Annotated in this window: 20 protein-coding genes; 7 read left to right on the top strand and 13 right to left on the bottom strand. The window is 70.8% G+C overall.

Features of this window, described 5'->3' with window-relative positions; translation table 11 throughout:
* Window positions 1–14 precede the first annotated feature (14 nt).
* Window positions 15–512 carry a DUF2231 domain-containing protein gene (locus tag KV102_RS12405; protein ID WP_220346478.1) on the bottom strand — a complete coding sequence of 166 codons (498 nt, stop codon included), beginning with the start codon at window positions 510–512 and terminating at the stop codon, window positions 15–17.
* A 55-nt stretch (window positions 513–567) separates the two neighbouring features.
* Here KV102_RS12405 and KV102_RS12400 point away from each other — a divergent pair, with 55 nt between their 5' ends.
* Genes KV102_RS12400 through KV102_RS12385 form a run of 4 tightly spaced genes read left to right on the top strand, consistent with a single transcriptional unit; the run spans window position 568 to window position 3,479 of the window.
* Window positions 568–1,482 carry an inositol monophosphatase family protein gene (locus tag KV102_RS12400; RefSeq protein WP_220346477.1) on the top strand — a complete coding sequence of 305 codons (915 nt, stop codon included), beginning with the start codon at window positions 568–570 and terminating at the stop codon, window positions 1,480–1,482.
* A gap of 42 nt (window positions 1,483–1,524) precedes the next feature.
* Window positions 1,525–2,307, top strand: coding sequence for a hypothetical protein (locus KV102_RS12395; protein WP_220346476.1), 783 nt, complete (start codon window positions 1,525–1,527; stop codon window positions 2,305–2,307).
* Window positions 2,308–2,363: 56 nt separating this feature from the next.
* Window positions 2,364–2,801 (top strand): CBS domain-containing protein, encoded by a 438-nt coding sequence (locus KV102_RS12390; protein WP_220344023.1) that lies wholly within the window; start codon window positions 2,364–2,366, stop codon window positions 2,799–2,801.
* A gap of 6 nt (window positions 2,802–2,807) precedes the next feature.
* The gene (locus KV102_RS12385; protein ID WP_220346475.1) at window positions 2,808–3,479 is read left to right on the top strand and encodes a pyridoxamine 5'-phosphate oxidase family protein; all 672 of its coding nucleotides are present in this window, start codon (window positions 2,808–2,810) and stop codon (window positions 3,477–3,479) included.
* On the opposite strand, the gene KV102_RS12380 is transcribed toward KV102_RS12385, so the two are convergent.
* The 5 genes from KV102_RS12380 to KV102_RS12360 form a co-directional block, all read right to left on the bottom strand.
* The gene (locus KV102_RS12380; RefSeq protein WP_220346474.1) at window positions 3,464–3,931 is read right to left on the bottom strand and encodes an SAM-dependent methyltransferase; all 468 of its coding nucleotides are present in this window, start codon (window positions 3,929–3,931) and stop codon (window positions 3,464–3,466) included. The two genes, KV102_RS12385 and KV102_RS12380, sit on opposite strands and share 16 nt — an antisense overlap.
* Window positions 3,932–3,953: 22 nt before the next feature.
* Window positions 3,954–4,388: a VOC family protein gene (locus tag KV102_RS12375; RefSeq protein ID WP_220344020.1), complete on the bottom strand. Its 435-nt coding sequence runs from the start codon at window positions 4,386–4,388 to the stop codon at window positions 3,954–3,956.
* Window positions 4,385–4,858: a helix-turn-helix domain-containing protein gene (locus tag KV102_RS12370; protein WP_220346473.1), complete on the bottom strand. Its 474-nt coding sequence runs from the start codon at window positions 4,856–4,858 to the stop codon at window positions 4,385–4,387. The genes KV102_RS12375 and KV102_RS12370 overlap by 4 nt, the downstream gene beginning before the upstream one ends.
* Window positions 4,855–6,258, bottom strand: a complete 1,404-nt coding sequence (gndA, locus tag KV102_RS12365; RefSeq protein ID WP_374106990.1) for an NADP-dependent phosphogluconate dehydrogenase — start codon at window positions 6,256–6,258, stop codon at window positions 4,855–4,857. The genes KV102_RS12370 and gndA overlap by 4 nt, the downstream gene beginning before the upstream one ends.
* A 73-nt stretch (window positions 6,259–6,331) precedes the next feature.
* Complete coding sequence (locus tag KV102_RS12360; protein ID WP_220346472.1) at window positions 6,332–7,195, bottom strand: class II glutamine amidotransferase; 864 nt, start codon at window positions 7,193–7,195, stop codon at window positions 6,332–6,334.
* Between the two features lie 73 nt (window positions 7,196–7,268).
* Between KV102_RS12360 and KV102_RS12355 the strand changes: the two genes are divergently transcribed.
* Window positions 7,269–7,787: a DNA polymerase ligase N-terminal domain-containing protein gene (locus tag KV102_RS12355; RefSeq protein WP_220346471.1), complete on the top strand. Its 519-nt coding sequence runs from the start codon at window positions 7,269–7,271 to the stop codon at window positions 7,785–7,787.
* Here the strand turns inward: KV102_RS12355 and KV102_RS19405 are convergent.
* Window positions 7,762–10,647, bottom strand: a complete 2,886-nt coding sequence (locus KV102_RS19405) for a LuxR family transcriptional regulator (protein ID WP_220346470.1) — start codon at window positions 10,645–10,647, stop codon at window positions 7,762–7,764. The two genes, KV102_RS12355 and KV102_RS19405, sit on opposite strands and share 26 nt — an antisense overlap.
* 79 nt (window positions 10,648–10,726) lie before the next feature.
* Window positions 10,727–10,870, bottom strand: a complete 144-nt coding sequence (locus tag KV102_RS12345; RefSeq protein ID WP_220346469.1) for a hypothetical protein — start codon at window positions 10,868–10,870, stop codon at window positions 10,727–10,729.
* Between the two features lie 156 nt (window positions 10,871–11,026).
* Here KV102_RS12345 and KV102_RS12340 point away from each other — a divergent pair, with 156 nt between their 5' ends.
* The gene (locus KV102_RS12340) at window positions 11,027–13,051 is read left to right on the top strand and encodes a glycoside hydrolase family 3 protein (RefSeq protein ID WP_220346468.1); all 2,025 of its coding nucleotides are present in this window, start codon (window positions 11,027–11,029) and stop codon (window positions 13,049–13,051) included.
* Window positions 13,052–13,119: 68 nt separating this feature from the next.
* On the opposite strand, the gene KV102_RS12335 is transcribed toward KV102_RS12340, so the two are convergent.
* From KV102_RS12335 to KV102_RS12320, 4 genes are all read right to left on the bottom strand, one after another.
* A complete protein-coding gene (locus tag KV102_RS12335; RefSeq protein WP_220346467.1) occupies window positions 13,120–13,386 on the bottom strand; it encodes a hypothetical protein in 267 nt (88 codons plus the stop codon).
* Between the two features lie 55 nt (window positions 13,387–13,441).
* A complete protein-coding gene (gene ligD / locus KV102_RS12330; RefSeq protein ID WP_220346466.1) occupies window positions 13,442–14,395 on the bottom strand; it encodes a non-homologous end-joining DNA ligase in 954 nt (317 codons plus the stop codon).
* 44 nt (window positions 14,396–14,439) lie between these two features.
* Window positions 14,440–14,577, bottom strand: a complete 138-nt coding sequence (locus tag KV102_RS12325) for a hypothetical protein (protein WP_220344010.1) — start codon at window positions 14,575–14,577, stop codon at window positions 14,440–14,442.
* 94 nt (window positions 14,578–14,671) lie between these two features.
* The gene (locus KV102_RS12320; protein WP_220346465.1) at window positions 14,672–15,463 is read right to left on the bottom strand and encodes an AraC family transcriptional regulator; all 792 of its coding nucleotides are present in this window, start codon (window positions 15,461–15,463) and stop codon (window positions 14,672–14,674) included.
* 49 nt (window positions 15,464–15,512) lie between these two features.
* On the opposite strand from KV102_RS12320, the gene KV102_RS12315 reads away from it, so the two are divergent.
* Entirely contained in the window at window positions 15,513–15,953 is a 441-nt protein-coding gene (locus KV102_RS12315; protein ID WP_220346464.1) for a DUF2000 domain-containing protein, read from the top strand.
* Here the strand turns inward: KV102_RS12315 and KV102_RS12310 are convergent.
* Window positions 15,950–16,681, bottom strand: a complete 732-nt coding sequence (locus KV102_RS12310) for a class I SAM-dependent methyltransferase (protein WP_220344007.1) — start codon at window positions 16,679–16,681, stop codon at window positions 15,950–15,952. The two genes, KV102_RS12315 and KV102_RS12310, sit on opposite strands and share 4 nt — an antisense overlap.
* Window positions 16,682–16,704: the final 23 nt, after the last annotated feature.

The raw sequence follows: 16,704 nt of genomic DNA, 5'->3' as shown, positions 1-16,704 counted from the left end.
GGCGGCGGCACCGATCAGGGAGTCAGGCACTCCTCGAGCGACGCCGTCTCGCCTGCCGCGACGCCGGTGGCGCACCACACCGCACGCGAGCCCCGGTCACCGGTCTCGTAGGTGATCCACGCGGCCGTGACCCCGGAGACGGCCAGCAGGACGGCGACCAGGGTCGAGGCCAGACCGGCCGTCCTGGTCGCGACGATGGCCGCGAGCACGGCCAGGACGGCGAGCACGATCGCGGCGTAGAGCAGACGGTTGCCCCACGTCTGGTGGACGTCGATGGCGTCCGCGATCTCGCCGCCCAGCTCGAGTCGATCCTTGAGCTGCTCCCCCGACCGGACGGTCGCGTACGTCCCAGCGGCGGAGATCACGGCCAGCACGGCGACGGGCCAGCGCAACGCCCACCGCCACCGCGGCACCAGGAACGCGAGCGTCAGGAGCGCGGTGACCGGGATCAGCACGATCGGCGCGTGAAGGAAGAGCGGGTGGAGCGGAACTCCGTCGATGAAACCGAACATGGCTGCCTCCCAGGACGGTGTCCATCGTAGGGGTGCGTACCTCTACTGTGGGCCCATGGCGCACTCCCACCACGACGATCTCCGGCTCTGCCACGTGCTCGCCGACAACGCCGATGCGATCTCGATGGAGAAGTTCAGGGCCGCCGACCTCGTGGTGACGACCAAGCCGGACACCACCTGGGTGACCGAGGCGGACCAGGCCGTCGAGCGGACGATCCGGCGTACGCTGCGCAGCGCGCGCACCCGCGACACCGTGCTCGGCGAGGAGTCGGGCGAGCAGGTCGGCACCGTCGAGGACGCCCCGCGGCGCTGGATCATCGACCCGATCGACGGGACCTCCAACTACGTGCGAGGCGTGCCGGTGTGGGCGACCCTGATCGCGCTGGCGGTCGAGGACGAGGTCGTCGCCTCGTGCGTCTCCGCTCCCGCGCTCGGTCGACGCTGGTGGGCCTCGAAGGGCGGAGGCGCCTACACCGGCAAGTCGCTCATGTCGGCGACCCGCCTCCAGGTGTCGAAGATCGATCGGATCGACGACGCGTCCCTGGCCTACGCGTCGCTCGGGGGCTGGGAGGACATCGGCAAGCTCGAGAGCTTTCTCGCGCTCACCCGGCGCTGCTGGCGCACCCGCGGCTACGGCGACTTCTGGTCCTACATGCTGCTGGCCGAGGGCGCTGTCGACATCGCCGCCGAGCCGGAGCTGGCGCTCTGGGACATGGCCGCGCTCGACCCCATCGTCCGCGAGGCGGGTGGCACCTTCACGGCGCTCAACGGCCAGCCCGGCCCGTGGCACGGCAACGCGCTCGCGACCAACACCCTGCTGCACGACGCGGCGATGGCCTACCTGGGCTACTTCCCCGACCCGGTCCCGCACGACGAGCCCGGAGACAGCGACGAGCACGAGGGTGCCCAGCGAGCCACCGCACCGACCAACGTCACGAACCTGGCGGCCCGTCGCCGCTCGGACTCCTGATCCACGCATCCCCGCCCTGCCGGCCTCGGTAGGATCAGCGTCATGTCCACGCCGACGCCGCCGTACCCCTCTGTGCCGGGCGGGCCGTCCGGATCCGGGCAACCGGCGTACGGACAGCAACCCCCGTACGGACAGCCGCCGTACGGACAGCCGCCGTACGGACAGCCCTCGCCGTACGGACAGCCCTCGCCGTACGGACAGGCACCGTACGGACAGCAACCCCCGTACGGCCCGCCCGGCTACGACCCGTACGCCCAGGGCCTGCCGCAGGCGAGCTTCCCCATCCCGAGAGATCCCGACGCACGCCCGGCCACCGTGACGATCGCCGGCTGGATCACGATCGTGACCGCGACGCTGGCCGTTCTCGGGTGGATCGCCATCCTGCTGGCCATCGACCCGCTCCTGGACGAGATCGCCAAGCGCCCCAACGACTTCGACCAGACCGGGCGCGACATCGCGACGATCGCCGACAGCATGTCCGTGATCTATACGACGGCCGTCGCCTTCATCGTCGCCTCGCTGGCCGCGGCGGCGCTTGCCGTCCTCACGTTGCGACGCGTCGGATGGGCCCGGATCGCCCTCGTCGTCCTCTCGGGTCTGACGATCGCCGTCGGGATGCTGATGATCATGGCGCTCGTCTCGCTCCTGTGGGTCGTGGCGGGTGTCGCGGTGGTGGTGCTGCTCTTCACCGGCGGCGCCAATGAGTGGTTCTCCAGGACCGGCTCGGAGTGGGACGCTTCAAGGAGCGGCTACGGCACCGGGTACGACGCCTACGGCAACTCCAGCAGCTCCTACCAGCGGCCCGGACCGCCTCAGGGCTGGTGACCGCGAGTCGGATCGCGCTAGGTTGACCCCATCGTCCACGCCTGGGGGGATCAACGATGAAGGTCAGCGACGTCATCACGTCCAAGGGGAGCACCGAGGTCTTCACGATCGCGCCTGACGCGCCGATCTCCGACCTCCTCGACGAGCTCGCCGAGCACAACATCGGTGCGCTCGTCGTCTGCGAGGACGAGCGCCGCCTGGTGGGGATCGTCTCCGAGCGCGACGTGGTCCGCAAGCTCCGTGGCATCAGCGACCCGACGTCGCAGCCCGTGTCGTCGATCATGACGACCGACGTCCACACCTGCGCGCCCGAGGACTCCATCACCGCGATGCTGGAGACCATGACGAACCTGCGCATCCGGCACGTCCCGGTGATCAGCGAGGACGGCGACCTCGTCGCGCTGCTGTCGATCGGTGACGCCGTGAAGTACCGGATGCAACAGCTGAAGTTCGAGCGCGACCAGCTCAACCAGTACGTCGCCTCCGCACGCTGACCTGGAGTGCCGACGACCCGCGTGACCCGCCTGGCCGGCAAGCAGCGCCACGACCGGGCCGCGCTCGACCGACTTCTCGACTCGTCACGGATCTGCCACGTCGCCGTCGACGTCGACGGATTCCCCACGGTGTTCCCCACCGCGTTCGCACGCGACGGTGACGTGCTGCTCATCCACGGGTCGACCGGCTCACCCTGGATGCGCGGGCTCGCCCGGGGTGCCCCGATCTCCGTGGCGGTGACGGCCCTCGACGGCATCGTGGTCGCCCGTTCGGCGTTCGAGTCGTCCTTGCACTACCGCAGCGCGATGCTGTTCGGCGCCGCGTCGCCGCTCACGGGGGACGCGCAGGCACGTGCTCTGGACCTGCTGACCGAAGCCCTGGTCCCCGGTCGCCTCTCGGAGGTCCGGCGCCCGACGTCACGCGAGACCGCGGCGACCCTGGTGCTCGGGCTGCCGATCGAGCACTGGTCGCTCAAGGTGTCCGAAGGCTGGCCCGAGGATGACCCCGACGACGTGGCCGGACCGGCCTGGGCGGGCGTGGTCCCGCTCACCGAGGCTGCGGGCAGCCCGCTGCCCGCTCCCGACCTCCGACGCGGTGTCGTCGTGCCTTCGTCGGTGAGGCGGCTGACGTCGCCCGACGGCATCGCGCAGCCGTCGTCGCGTCAGCCGTCGAAGTAAGACTCCATCAACCGCTGCGCCCACTCCGGCTGCTCGACGTGCTCGGGGAGGAACGCCGGCATCGCCGGCTTGATGTCGAGCACCGGTGTCCCGTCGACCGCGTCGAGTCCTCGCACGGTCAACCGCCGGCCCTCGACGGCGACGATCTCGCACGCCGAGTGTCCGAGCCTGTTGGGGCGGACCGGGCCACGGTCGGCGAAGATGCCGATCGCCGGCATGTCGCGGCGACCGAGCGGACGCTGCGGCTCACGGTAGTCGGCGCGCTCTTCGACCTCGTCGAAGACGAAGACGAGCTCCACGTGGGAGAACCCGTCCAGACCCTCGAACGGGCGTTCCCCAAACCTCTCGTCGACCTCGACCACGCTGTCGACATCACCCCAGCCGCGGTCACCGGACGGGTCCTCGGCGGGGCCGTGCACGACGCCCACCGGCTTCATCGGGAAGGTGGTCACTGCGCTCCTCTCGTCCTTTCTCTCAGGCGTGCGGGAAGTCGCTCCCGTCGTACGCACGCCGCTCGACGAGCACCAGCCAGTTGCCGGAGCTGTCGCGCATCACCGCCTCCACGCCGTACGGGCGCTCCGAGGGCGGCTGGACGAACGTGACCCCGCGGGCGGTGAGGTCCTCGTACGTCTTCTGGCAGTCGTCGACGGTCAGCCCGATCCCGCTCATCGTCCCGTTGTCGAGGGCTCTCGCGACCGCATCGGCCACCCCCGGGTCGAGGGGTGGGCCGGGCACCATCAGCGTGACCTCGAGCTCGGGCTGCGAGGGGTGACCGATGGTGAGCCACCGGAACCCGTCGCCGAGGCGCTGGTCGGTGCGCGTCTCGAAGCCGAGCAGGTCGACGTAGAAGTCTCGGGCAGAGTCCTGGTCGGTGACCCAGACGGTCACCAGCGAGATGTTTGTGATCATGACGTGACGCTACGACGGTCACCGGCCGAGGCGCTTCTCCGATGTTGCGCCGTGCTGGCGACATCGCTCGGCCCGCGCATGAAGACCCAGCACCCGGGGATGTGCGGAGCCCCGTCGGCGAAGCGTCGCTGGTAGTCCGACGGCGAGACGCCGACCAGCGTCGTGAAGGTCCGGCTGAACGTGCCGAGGCTGCTGTATCCGACGTGGTGACAGATCTCGGTGACGGTCAGGTTGGTGGCTCGGAGCAGGTCCTGTGCGCGCTCGATGCGGCGCTGTCGCAGGTAGGCTCCCGGCGTCACACCGTAGGCGGCGGCGAACGCCCGCAGAAAGTGGTGCTTCGACAGTCCGGCGGCACGGGCGAGAGCACCGAGGTCCAGCGGCTCGGCGTAGCACCGATCCGCCAGGTCGCGAGCGCGCCGCAGGTGGACGAGGAGGTCCCGCGGGACCTCGGTGACGGTGGGCGCCGTCACCCCTGCTGCTCCTCGGTGCGGTCCCCGCCCCAGCGTGTGTGGAAGGTGCCCGGCTTGTCGACGCGACGATACGTGTGGGCACCGAAGTCGTCGCGGAGCCCCTGGATCAGGGCGGCGGGCAGGCGCTCGGCCCGCAGGGCGTCGAAGTAGGCGAGCGACGAGGCGAACGCCGGCGCCGGGATGCCCGCGTGCGCCGCGATCCCGACGACCCTCCGCCACGACTCGAGCCCCTCCTGGACGGCGTCGACGAAGTAGGGCGCGACCAGCAGCGTGGGCAGGTCCGGGTCGGCGTCGTACGCCTCACGGATGCGGTCGAGGAAGCGTGCGCGGATGATGCAGCCACCCCGCCAGATCGTCGCCATCGCGCCCGGGTCTACGCCCCACTCGTAGTGCTTGCTGCCGGCCTGGATCTCGTCGAACCCCTGGGCGTAGGCCACCACCTTGGACGCATAGAGCGCACGACGGACGTCCTCGACGAACGCGTCCACGTCGTCCGGTCGCCACGCCGTGTCGGCGTGCCCGTCCGGATAGGCCGCACGCGCGGGCTCACGCTGCTCTGCGTGGCCCGAGACCGAGCGCGCGAACGTCGCCTCGGCGATCCCGGTCACCGGCACCCCGAGGTCGAGTGCGGTCTGGACGGTCCAGCGTCCGGTGCCCTTCTGCTCGGCCTCGTCGAGCACCACGTCGACGAACGGGCGTCCGGTCTCGGCGTCGGTGTGGCCGAGGACGTCTGCCGTGATCTCGATGAGGTACGACTCGAGGTCACCACCGTTCCACTCCCGGAAGATGTCCGCGATCTGGGCGGGCTCTGCACCCAGCCCGTGCCGCAGAAGGTCGTAGGCCTCGGCGATCAGCTGCATGTCGGCGTACTCGATGCCGTTGTGCACCATCTTGACGAAGTGCCCCGCGCCGTCGGGTCCGACGTGGGTGCAGCACGGCGTGCCGTCGACCTGGGCCGCGATCGCCTCGAACATCGGCCCGAGCGTCTCGTACGACTCCGCGGACCCGCCGGGCATGATGCTCGGTCCGTTGAGCGCCCCCTCCTCGCCGCCGGAGACGCCCGCACCCACGAAGTGCAGACCCTTCTCCCGCAGTGCTGCCTCCCGACGTCGCGTGTCGGCGAAGTGCGCGTTGCCGCAGTCGATGACGATGTCCCCCTCGTCGAGCAGCTGGACCAGCTCCTCGATCACGGCGTCGGTCGGCTCTCCCGCCTTGACCATCACGATGATCGGACGCGGGCGCTCGATCGAGGCGACGAAGTCACGCATCGACTCCGACGGGACGAAGGTGCCTTCGTCGCCGTGCTCGTCGACGAGGCTCTGGGTCCGCGCGTACGTGCGGTTGTGCAGCGCGACCGGATTGCCGTGCCGCGCCAGGTTGCGAGCGAGGTTGCGTCCCATCACGGCGAGTCCGGTGACGCCGATGCGGGCCTTCGGGGTGTCGTTCACGTCGTCCTCCTGATCTGTTGAGCGGTCAGGCACGCTGCGATGCGGCGGCGACCGGCTCGAGCTGAGAGAGCCTGAGCGGGTGTCGCAGCGGGCCGAAGGGAGAGGTGCGGGTCGTGACCAGGTCGCTGTCCACGTGCAGGAGCTCTCCTGGCTCCAGAGCGGTCCATCCCGCCTCCGCGTCCATCTGCTCAGAGGCGACGACCACGGTCCGCTCGCCGGTGACGCCGTCGGGCTCGACCTGGGCTCGAATGCGGTCGCTGGAGCGATCCCAGCCATCGCCGACCTCGCGCTCGGTGTGCTCGAGGAACCACAGCGCGTGCACCTCGGGGTAGCGCAGCGCCCACAGGTCGGTTGCGGTCGTGAGCACCAGATTGAGCGCGAGCACCGGCACGTTGTCGGCGATCCAGGCGATCGCCGTACGCAGGGCCGCCTCGATGTCCCCGCCGTTGCGTCGCGCGACCGCCGTGATCAGCGCGAACACGCGCTCGCTGTCGGTCTGTCCCCCCACGAGCCCGCCGGCGTCGAGCTCGTCCAGACGTGCGTCGAGCGCGTCGAGGCCACCCACCACACCGTTGTGGGCGAACAGGCGGCCGTCGAGCTCGAAGGGGTGGGTGTTGGCGACGGTGTGGGCGCCCGTGCTCGCATACCGGACGTGCGCCACGAAGGTCGTGCCGCGAAGCGTCTGAGCGTCCCGCGCGAAGTCGGTGTCGTCCCACGCGTCGATCGGCTGCTTGTCGAGCGTCGCGCTCCCGTCCGCCGCAAAGACCCCGATGCCCGTGCCGTCCGGATTGCGCCGACCCTGGGCGCGCAGGCTGTCGGGCGCGTCGAGCAGCCAGAACGTCGCGGTCGTCGGCTGACGCCCGCAGTGCAGACCGAACAAGCGGCACATGCTGGTCAGCCTCTCAGCGTGCGCGGGTTCTCGCTCATCACGCGACGGCCGAGTGAGCGGCTACGGTGCCGGGATGCTGTACGTGTGCCAGCGGCACCATGCCCGTGTCCTCCACCACGACCTCAGGCTGGAGGTCGCGGGGGTCCTCGTCTCGTGGGCCGTCCCGAAAGGGCCCTCTCCCGATCCGTCGGTGCGGCGGCTCGCCATCCGCACCGACGACCACGACCTCGCGCACGCCACGTACGAAGGGGCGTACGCACGCGACGGGGGCCGCCCCGGCAGCGTCATCGTGTGGGACAGCGGCACGTACGACCACCTCACGAACCGTGCCGGGACACCGGTCTCCGCAGGCGATGCGCTCGCCGATGGGCACCTGGTGGTCGACCTTCACGGTCGACGGCTGAGCGGGCCCTACGCGCTGACCCGAACGGGTGAGGCAGGCGGGAAGGAGCAGTGGATCCTGGTGAAGATGCGCGGGCCCGGGGTGGAAGCCGGTGCAGATCCCGCTCGCGACGGGCTCACCTCCGTGCTGAGCGGACGGACGAACGCCGAGCTCGAGCGGGCCTTCAAGCCCTCTGACGACGTGCGATAGCGGCCGCCTCGGTGCGTGTGGCCGCACCGAGCTTGGCGAGGATGTTGGAGACGTGCACCGACACCGTCTTGGTGCTGATGAACAGCAGCGTGGCGATCTCGCCGTTGGTACGGCCTTCGACAAGGTGGTCGAGCACCTCACGCTCGCGTGCGGTCAGGGGCTTCTCTCCGGCCGATGCCTGCGGCACCGCCGTCCGGCCACCCGCAACAGCCGTCGCCCCCGCGAGCTGCTCGAGCTGGCGCACCAGCGGCTCGGCGCCCAGCGACACCGCCGTCTCGTGGGCAGCGCTGGCCACCTGCTTGGCTCCGGCGATGTCGCCGGCGGCGTGCAGGACGGAGCTGAGACGCGAGGTCGAGCGCGCCTCCTCGTAGACATGGCCGAGCTTCGCGAACGCACCTGTCGCCCCGCGCCACGCCTCAAGCATCACTGGGAGGCCGAGGTCCTCTCCCGCTGTCCAGCGCACGCGCAGGATCTCGGCATCGAGCCGGCGCCCCCATGCCTCACCCTCGGGCCCGAACGGCCCGCGCTCCTCGACCGCCCGGTCGGCGTCGACGCGCAGCTGAGCGGCACGCTCGACGAAGGCGCTTCGCTCCGACGCCGACACGTGCGGCGCCGCGTCGGCGTAGCGGCCGGCGAGCAGCGCCCCCATCCGCAACCGCGCCGGGACGCGGCGGCCGCCCCAGTCGGTGACCAACGAGGCGACGAGATCGTCGTGCCAGGCCTGCGCCGACGCGACGTCGGGCGCGAGGTCGATGGCCGCCGTGCCGCTGTGGATCGCGAGCGCGATGTCTCTGTGCCAGAAGGAGTCGCGCAGGCGACGCGCGCGCGGCAGGACAGTCGTGTCACCACGCGCTGCGGCGACGAGCAGCTGCACCGACTCCAGAGAGCCGGCATGGACCGCCGGAGGGCGCAGGGCCGAGACGTCGCACAGCTCCTCGACGAGGTCCCACCGGCCACGGAGATAGGCCGTGAGGGCTGCGAAGAAACGGCCGTCGAAACCGTACGGGGCCCACCGTCGTCCCGCCTTCTCCGCCGCCTGCATCGTCGTGAGGAACTCCGCCGTGGCAGCGTCGAGGTCACCACGGTCGTGGTACAGGAACGCGAGATGCTGGTGGGCGCGCAGCTCGGTGACGACGTTGCCGGATGCTCGGGCGGTCTCGGCAACCTCCCGGAACCGCCGCTCGTCACCGGCCGGGTCGTCGCCCCTGAGAGCTCGCACCCGGGCCTTCGTGGCGGCAGCCTCGTCGACGACGCGGCTGAGGCCGAGGCGCTGGCCCAGCGTCATGGCCTGGGTCGCCCAACGCATCGCGTCGTCGTGGCGCCGCTGAGCTCCCGCGACGTGGGCGGCTACGGCCTCGAGCGAGGCGCGCAGCGCCGTCGGCTGCTCGGGCACGAGCGCGAACGCCTGCTCGACCGCCTGTGCGGCCTCGGCGTCGCGGTCGCCCAGGACGGTCGCGGTGCCGTAGGCGACGAGGAGCCGCGCGCGTTCGGTGTCGGAGAGCGTCGCCGCACCGTCCTGGAGGTAGTCGTCGACGACCCCTGCCGCCCGACGGACGTATCCCGACGCGGTCAGCGCCTCGCTGGTGGCGACGACGAGGTCGACCAGATCAGTGCCGGGTGGCGCCGCGGACGCGACCGACAGCGCGCGCTCGTAGTGCTGGGCGGCCTCGTCATGCCCACCGACCCGCCTCGCCCGGTCTGCGGCGCGCACGCTGGCGGTGAAGGCCATCTCCGCCATGCCGGCCTCGAACGCGTGACGCGCGACGTCAGCGGAGTCGCCACGACCCGCCAGTGCTTCGGCGTATGCCTTGTGGAACCGGCGACGCTCGGCGGGGAGGAGGTCGTCGCGGACCACCTCTGCGAGGAGGGCGTGGCGGAAGGCGTAGCCGTCGTTGCTCGTGCGGCTCAGGATGCGGTGGTCCAACGCGGCCCGGACACCGTCCTCGAGGGTGTCCGGAGGGAGGTTGACAACCGCGGCGAGCAGGTCGTCGTCCACCTCGGCACCGGCGCACGCGACCGCTCTCACCACCTGCCTGCCGCCGTCGTCGAGGCGGTCGAGACGCACGAGCAGCAGGTCGGCCAGCGTCGGGGGCAGCGGACCGTTCTTGTCGTCGACGTCGACGAGCTCCTCAGCGATGAACGCGTTGCCCTCGGCCCGACGGACGATCGCGGCGAGGCCGGTGGCGTCGATCGAGGCGGTCGCTCGTGACCGGACGAGCGCACGGACCTCGTCGTCTGCGAGGGGACCGAGGTCGAGTCGTTGCACGCCCGGCAGCCGACTCCACTCGGCCACGTCGGCACGCAGCGGATGGCGGCGGTGGAGGTCGTCGCTGCGGTAGGAGATGACGAACCGGACAGCGCCGTCGTAGCGCTGGGAGAGCACGTAACGGATGAGATGACGCGTCGAGGTGTCGGCCCAGTGGGCATCCTCGACGAGCACCAGCACAGGCTGGCTGGAGGCGAGCAGCTCGAGGGCGGCCACGACGGAGGCGAACAGCTCGCCCCGGTCGACTCCCGTGCCGTTGGCGGCGCCCCACATCAGGGGGCCGAGGGGCGGCAGGGCGTCGGACAGCGCCTTGCGGGAGGGGTCGTCGAGGGCGGCCAGCACCTCGGCGAACGGCTGGAACGGGATCGCGCTGTCACCGAGGTCGAGACAGTGGCCGACCAGCACACGGTGACCGGCGTCGGCGGCTCGGATCGCCAGCTCGCGCAGCAGACGGGTCTTGCCGATCCCGGCGTCGCCGCTCAAGAGGACACCCCCGCGGGCCTCGGGATCGGCGACACCGGCAGCGATCAGCAGCCGCTCGAGCTCCCCTTCTCGTCCGACGAGGGGCTCGGTCGTTCTCCAGTCGGCGGGCATGTGCCCATGATCGCGTACCCCACTGACAAGGTCCGAGCTCATTGACCCGGGGGCACCTCGATCGTGTCCACGACGGACATCATGCCGTCGGGTGCTCGGAGCGCGCTCCGGTCTCGCGTGCACGAAGCCGGCGGCGGACGGTGCGGCGCCTGACCGCGCCATGCGCCTGCTCCATCCGACGGTCCATCTCGGTCTTCACGTAGTACTCCGGCATGAGGATCATGACGTCGATCCTCGTTCTCTGAGGTAGGCGCCTCCATCGGGCGAACGCCTGAGTCGGCGCCTCCAGCTACCTCAGATCTCCACTTGCCATTTGTTTTTGCCTACGCAATATTCGGGTAACAGTATGACGTAGGTCACACCGGACCTGGAGGAATTCATGAACGTGAGACGTCGAGACAGAGATTCATCGGGCCGGTCGTACCGACCGTCCGCCCGCCGCGCGGCTCTGGTCACCGGTGCCGCAGCGGCTCTGGTCGCCGGCCTGGTCGGGGTGGGCGCCGGGTCCGCCCCGGCAGCCAGTACGGCCAGCGCGGCGTCAGCGACCGCGGGTGAGCGGGGCGGCACGCCGGCCTACCTGAACGAGCGGCTGTCGACCAAGAAGCGGGTCGCCGACCTGCTCTCCCGGATGACGCTGGCCGAGAAGATCGGCCAGATGACCCAGGCCGAGCGCGCCAACGCGTCGCAGGCCGACGTCACCGACCTCGCGCTCGGCAGCATCCTGTCCGGCGGCGGGTCCACCCCCACGCCCAACACCGCCGAGGGCTGGGCCGACATGGTCGACGGCTACCAGGACGCCGCCCTCGCCACACGGCTCAAGATCCCCGTCCTGTACGGCGTCGACTCGGTGCACGGACACGCCAACCTCAACGGCGCGACCGTCTTCCCCCACAACATCGGGCTCGGAGCCACCCGAGACCCGAGGCTCGTCGAGAAGATCTCCCACATCACCGCCGAGGAGACCCGTGCCACCGGCCCGCAGTGGAGCTTCGCTCCCTGCCTGTGCGTCGCGCGCGACGACCGCTGGGGCCGCACGTACGAGAGCTTTGGCGAGTCGCCGAGGCTCGTCTCGGAGATGGCGGTCGCAGTGCGCGGCTTCCAGGGACGGCGCGGCCAGCTGGACAACCCGGACCGCGTGCTGGCGACGCCGAAGCACTTCGCCGGTGACGGTCTGACCACCTACGGGACGTCGGCCGGTGACTACACGATCGACCAGGGCATCACGATCGTCAGCCGCCGAGACTTCGCTCGCCTCGCGCTCGCGCCGTACTGGCCCGCCATCCAGCGCTACGGCGCCGGGTCGGTCATGCCGTCGTTCTCGTCGGTCGACTGGACCGAGGACGGCGTCGGCACGAACGTCCTCAAGATGACCGCGCACAAGGAGCTGCTCACCGGCGTCCTCAAGGGCCGGATGGGCTTCGATGGCCTGGTGATCAGCGACTGGGAGGCCATCCACCAGCTTCCCGGCGACTGGAACACCCAGGTGCGCACGGCGATCAACGCCGGGATCGACATGGCGATGGAGCCGGCGCAGTTCGAGGAGTTCATCACCGCGCTCACCGAGGAGGTCCAGGCCGGTCGCGTCCGGATGTCGCGCATCGACGACGCGGTCAGGCGGATCCTCACGCAGAAGTTCGAGCTCGGGTTGTTCGAGAAGCCGTACACCGACCGGCGCAACATCGACGAGATCGGCAGCGCCCAGCACCGCAAGGTCGCCCGCGAGGCCGTCGCGAAGTCGCAGGTCCTCCTGAAGAACCGGGGGCGCGTCCTCCCGCTGTCGAAGCGGGCGCCGCTGTACGTGGCCGGCAGCAACGCCGACAACATCGGCAACCAGGCCGGCGGGTGGACGATCACCTGGCAGGGCGGGTCCTACCACCAGATCCCGGGCGACACGATCCTCGACGGCATCGACGACGCCTCCCGGCGCGACGTGACCTTCGACGAGACCGCGTCCACGCCGGTGCCCCGCAACGCGACGGGTGTCGTCGTGGTCGGCGAGACGCCGTACGCCGAGGGCTTCGGCGACGTCGGCGGGCCCCGGTGGGAGTCCGACCCGGGGGACAACGGCGTCCCCCGCCCGGTCAAGGACATGAAGCTGTCCACCGCCGACCAGCGGGCCGTGGACACCGTCTGCACCCAGGCCGCGGAGTGCGTCGTGATCGTCATCTCCGGCCGGCCGCTGGAGATCCCGCCGGCGCTGCTGTCGAAGATCGACGGTCTCGTGGCCGGCTGGCTCCCGGGCAGCGAGGGCGCCGGTGTCGCCGACGTCCTGTTCGGCAAGAAGCGGTTCACCGGCACGCTGCCCGTGACCTGGCCGCGGAGCGTCGACCAGGAGCCGATCAACGTGGGTGACGCGGACTACGACCCGCTCTACCCGTACGGCTTCGGCCTGCGAGCCCGATGAGACCAGGGCCCGTCATCGGCGCCCCCGACGCCGGTGACGGGCCCTGCCCAACTCTGCGGCCGCCAGCCTCAGCGGCGTCCGGACGTGTCGGTCGAGGTGGTCCAGGCCACCGTCTCGTCGACGTCCACGTGGTTGCCGCTCGGCGTGGTCGAGTAGGTGCCGGTGATGTCGTCTTCTGCGGAGCGCACGCCCGACGTGCCAGGGCCACCCCGTCCGAGATCGCGACCCGTCACCTTCTTGGCCTGCGCCACGATCTGGTCGTAGCGCTCCCGGCCCGCCCTGGCGCCGAGCACGTACCCCGCACCTGCGGCGAGGAGAAGGGAGATCTTGCGCATGGGGTTCCTCTCGATCGCTGACTTGAACCCTCGACGCTAGCGCGGTCTCGCGCCTTCAGCCACCCTCCTCGGGCGGCAGCTCGGCACCCTCGGCCTCGTCGCGATCGGCCCACTCGAGAAGCGGCTCGATCGAGAACACGGCGTCGTCGATGCCGGCGTGCAGATCCCCGAGCTCGGCGAACCGGCGGGGCATCGTCGCGATCGTCATGTCGGCAGGCTCGACATCGTCGACCTCGTCCCAACGGATCGGCCCCGAGACCCGTGCGTCCGCGACACCGCGCACGGAGTACGCCGCGGCGATCGTGTGGTCACGAGTGTTCTGGTTGTAGTCGACGAACAGGTTGGCCGGGTCGCGGTCCTTTCGCCACCAGGTCGTCGTCACGTCGTCGGGGACGCGTCGCTCGACCTCGCGTGCGAAGGCGAGCGCGGCGCGGCGGACGTCAGCGAAGCCGTGGTCGGGCGCGATCCGGACGTAGACGTGCATCCCCGCGCCACCCGACGTCTTCGGCCAGCCGACCGCGCCGAGCTCCTCCAGGATCTCGTGGCTCACGTGCGCGACACGGCGCACGGTGGCGAAGTCGCACTCCGGGCCCGGATCGAGGTCGATGCGCCACTCGTCGGGCTTCTCGGTGTCGGCACGGCGGGAGTTCCAGGGGTGGAACTCCACCGTCGACATCTGCACGGCCCAGACCACGCTCGCGAGCTCGGTGACGCACAGCTCGTAGGCGTGCCGGTGGTAGCGCGGGAACTCCACGCGCACCGTCTCCAACCACGGCGGGGCGCCGGCGGGGACGCGCTTCTGGTGCACCTTCTTGTCGGCGACGCCCTTGGGAAACCGGTGCAGCATGCAGGGCCGTTCGCGCAGGGCGTTGACGATGCCGTCGCCGACCGACAGGTAGTAGTTGACGAGGTCGAGCTTGGTCTCTCCCCGCTCGGGGAAATAGACGCGGTCCGGGTTCGAGATGCGGACGTCACGGGTCCCCACCTCCACCTCGATCGCGTCGCCCATGCGAGCGATCCTCGCACGGGCGACGCGATCTCGGGCGGCGCCGCTCAGTGGCGCCGTCCGCGGCGGCGGAGGGTACTCGCGCCACGGACGCTCTCGGCACGGCGGTCGTCTCCGGAGATCGACAGCCGCTCGATGCGGTGCTTCATCTCCGTCACGACGGAGGACTCGGGATCGATGTACATCAGGGTCTCCTTCTCTCGTCCTGATGCCTCGACTCTCGTCGTCTGAGGTAGCAGCCCACATCGGGCTCATGCCCTAGTCCGGCGCAGAGGTGCCTCAGATCGGTCCGACGCTCCGAGCGAAGACCCCCGGCGTCGTGCCGAGCACCCTGCGGAAGTGACGGGTCAGGTGCGCCTGGTCGTGGAACCCCGCCTGGTGGGCAGCGTCCGCGACCGCGTGGCCGTCAAGGATGAGCCGACGCGCCAGGTCCACCCGCCGACTCGTGAGGTAGCGGTGCGGAGCGATCCCGTAGGCCTGGGAGAAGGCGCGTACGAGGTGGCTCGGATGGGCGCCCAGGAGGTGGGAGGCCTCGTCGAGCGTCACGCCGGCGACCACCGCCTGGTCGAGCAGCTCGCGCAGCCGGCGTGCCAGCGGCGCGTCGGGTGCCGTCGACGGCGCGGGTCCGTGCAGGTGCTCGCCGAGAACGTCGTGGAGGCGCGCCAACCACGACTCCACCTCGAGGACGTCTCCGCCCGCGAGCGCGCGGTGCACGCCCTGGACGCCCTGGGCCGCGTCGGGACGGGCCACCGTCGGGTGGTCGACGCTGTGGCCCACCGCCCCGGTGGGCAGCCAGGACTCGTCGAGATAGAGCACGCGCTTGCGGAAACCGGTCCCGAGCCGCGCCGAGCGGCCGTCGTGGGGCACGTGAGGTGGGAGCAGCGTGACCGTCGTCGGCTCGGCGGTGTGCGGGTGCCGGTCGAGGTCGTATGAGACGGCCCCGGCGTCGACGACGAGCACCGTCCAGTCGCCGTGGGTGTGACTGGGGTAGGCGTGCTCGGTGAACTCGGCGTGCAGCACCTCCCGCAGGTGCGGCACGTCGGGTCGCCACGCGCGGACCCGGTCGACCATGCAAAGAACGTACAAGACCACGCTGCCGGGACGCAGCGATCCTGAGCGCATGACGACCGCCGTGGAACCGACGCCCACCACCCGTTTCGACACCAAGATCGCGATCGTCCTGAGCGACGACCTCCTCCCCTGGCAGGAGCTCAACGTCACCGCGTTCCTGGTCAGCGGCATCGCGACCAGGGACGACGCCATGGTCGGCGAGCCGTACGAGGACGCCGACGGCCGGCAGTACCTGCCGATGATGCGCCAACCGATGCTCGTCTTCAGCGCGACGTCCGACGACGTGCGCCGCATCCACGCCACCGCCCTGCGACGAGGGCTGCCGATGGCGATCTACACACGGGACCTCTTCGCCACCGGCCACGACGACGCGAACCGTGCGGTGGTGCGTGCCGTGCCGACCGAGGCCCTCGACCTCGTCGGCGTCGCCGTCCACGGACCGCGCAACGCCGTGGACAAGACGGTCAGAGGCGCACGGCTCCACCCCTAGACGGCTGCGGAGCCGGCTCCACCGTCAGCCTTCGCAGCCCGCACCACGTAGTTCTTGGGCATCCCGCTCGCGGTGTACTTCCAGCGCAGGTCCAGGCGCGCGAACACGCCGGAGAGCACGAAGGCCGTCGCCCGGGTCACGGCGAGGAACGGGCCGAGCACGACCCGCCGCCGCAGCGTCAGCGTCCGTGCTCGCGGGAGCTGGCGGTGCATCTGCTCGAGCTGGAATGCCACCGTGCCGAAGTAGCCCTCGAGCCACGAGACCGTCACGTCGGTGAAGCCCGCGTCCCTGAACATCGTGCGCAGCGCGAACTGCGTGTAGCGGAAGTAGTCGTAGGGCTCCTGGTGCTCGGGGTAGAACAACGGCGCCGACAGCAGGATCCGTCCGCCGGGCGCGAGAACGCGGTAGAGCTCCGCCAGTGCCTCGGCAGGGGCGTCCAGGTGCTCGAGCACCTGGTTGCACAGGATCCGCGCGAAGCGTCCGTCCTCGACCGGGATGTCGGTCAGGGTGCAGACGTAGTCGAGCGGCGTGTACCGCGTGCTGAGCTGGGCGAAGTCGGCCGCCTCGTAACGGGCGTGGGAGAACAGGCGCCGGTACGGCCCGTGTCCCGCACCGGCGTCGAGCACCAGCGCACCGGCAGGGGTCGACCTCGCAAACCTCCGGTTGACCCGGCGGAGCCGGACGCGCGAGGTGTTGATGAGCCAGGGCCGCTTCCGCCGCGTTGCCATGGCGGTCACCGTAGCGGCGACGC

Source organism: Mumia sp. zg.B53 (genome assembly GCF_019550935.1).
In the GTDB taxonomy this organism is placed as follows: domain Bacteria; phylum Actinomycetota; class Actinomycetes; order Propionibacteriales; family Nocardioidaceae; genus Mumia.
Note: the sequence above shows the minus strand (reverse complement) of the source record. Positions and strands in the feature narration are given on the sequence as shown.

What these genes read in the sequence shown, in the direction of transcription:
- KV102_RS12405 (WP_220346478.1), bottom strand. Translation starts at nt 512, where the DNA reads ATGTTCGGTTTCATCGACGGAGTTCCGCTCCACCCGCTCTTCCTTCAC.
- KV102_RS12400 (WP_220346477.1), top strand. Translation starts at nt 568, where the DNA reads ATGGCGCACTCCCACCACGACGATCTCCGGCTCTGCCACGTGCTCGCC.
- KV102_RS12395 (WP_220346476.1), top strand. Translation starts at nt 1,525, where the DNA reads ATGTCCACGCCGACGCCGCCGTACCCCTCTGTGCCGGGCGGGCCGTCC.
- KV102_RS12390 (WP_220344023.1), top strand. Translation starts at nt 2,364, where the DNA reads ATGAAGGTCAGCGACGTCATCACGTCCAAGGGGAGCACCGAGGTCTTC.
- KV102_RS12375 (WP_220344020.1), bottom strand. Translation starts at nt 4,388, where the DNA reads ATGATCACAAACATCTCGCTGGTGACCGTCTGGGTCACCGACCAGGAC.
- gndA (WP_374106990.1), bottom strand. Translation starts at nt 6,258, where the DNA reads ATGGGACGCAACCTCGCTCGCAACCTGGCGCGGCACGGCAATCCGGTC.
- KV102_RS12360 (WP_220346472.1), bottom strand. Translation starts at nt 7,195, where the DNA reads ATGTGCCGCTTGTTCGGTCTGCACTGCGGGCGTCAGCCGACGACCGCG.
- KV102_RS12355 (WP_220346471.1), top strand. Translation starts at nt 7,269, where the DNA reads ATGCTGTACGTGTGCCAGCGGCACCATGCCCGTGTCCTCCACCACGAC.
- KV102_RS19405 (WP_220346470.1), bottom strand. Translation starts at nt 10,647, where the DNA reads ATGCCCGCCGACTGGAGAACGACCGAGCCCCTCGTCGGACGAGAAGGG.
- KV102_RS12345 (WP_220346469.1), bottom strand. Translation starts at nt 10,870, where the DNA reads ATGATCCTCATGCCGGAGTACTACGTGAAGACCGAGATGGACCGTCGG.
- KV102_RS12340 (WP_220346468.1), top strand. Translation starts at nt 11,027, where the DNA reads ATGAACGTGAGACGTCGAGACAGAGATTCATCGGGCCGGTCGTACCGA.
- KV102_RS12335 (WP_220346467.1), bottom strand. Translation starts at nt 13,386, where the DNA reads ATGCGCAAGATCTCCCTTCTCCTCGCCGCAGGTGCGGGGTACGTGCTC.
- ligD (WP_220346466.1), bottom strand. Translation starts at nt 14,395, where the DNA reads ATGGGCGACGCGATCGAGGTGGAGGTGGGGACCCGTGACGTCCGCATC.
- KV102_RS12325 (WP_220344010.1), bottom strand. Translation starts at nt 14,577, where the DNA reads ATGTACATCGATCCCGAGTCCTCCGTCGTGACGGAGATGAAGCACCGC.
- KV102_RS12320 (WP_220346465.1), bottom strand. Translation starts at nt 15,463, where the DNA reads ATGGTCGACCGGGTCCGCGCGTGGCGACCCGACGTGCCGCACCTGCGG.
- KV102_RS12315 (WP_220346464.1), top strand. Translation starts at nt 15,513, where the DNA reads ATGACGACCGCCGTGGAACCGACGCCCACCACCCGTTTCGACACCAAG.
- KV102_RS12310 (WP_220344007.1), bottom strand. Translation starts at nt 16,681, where the DNA reads ATGGCAACGCGGCGGAAGCGGCCCTGGCTCATCAACACCTCGCGCGTC.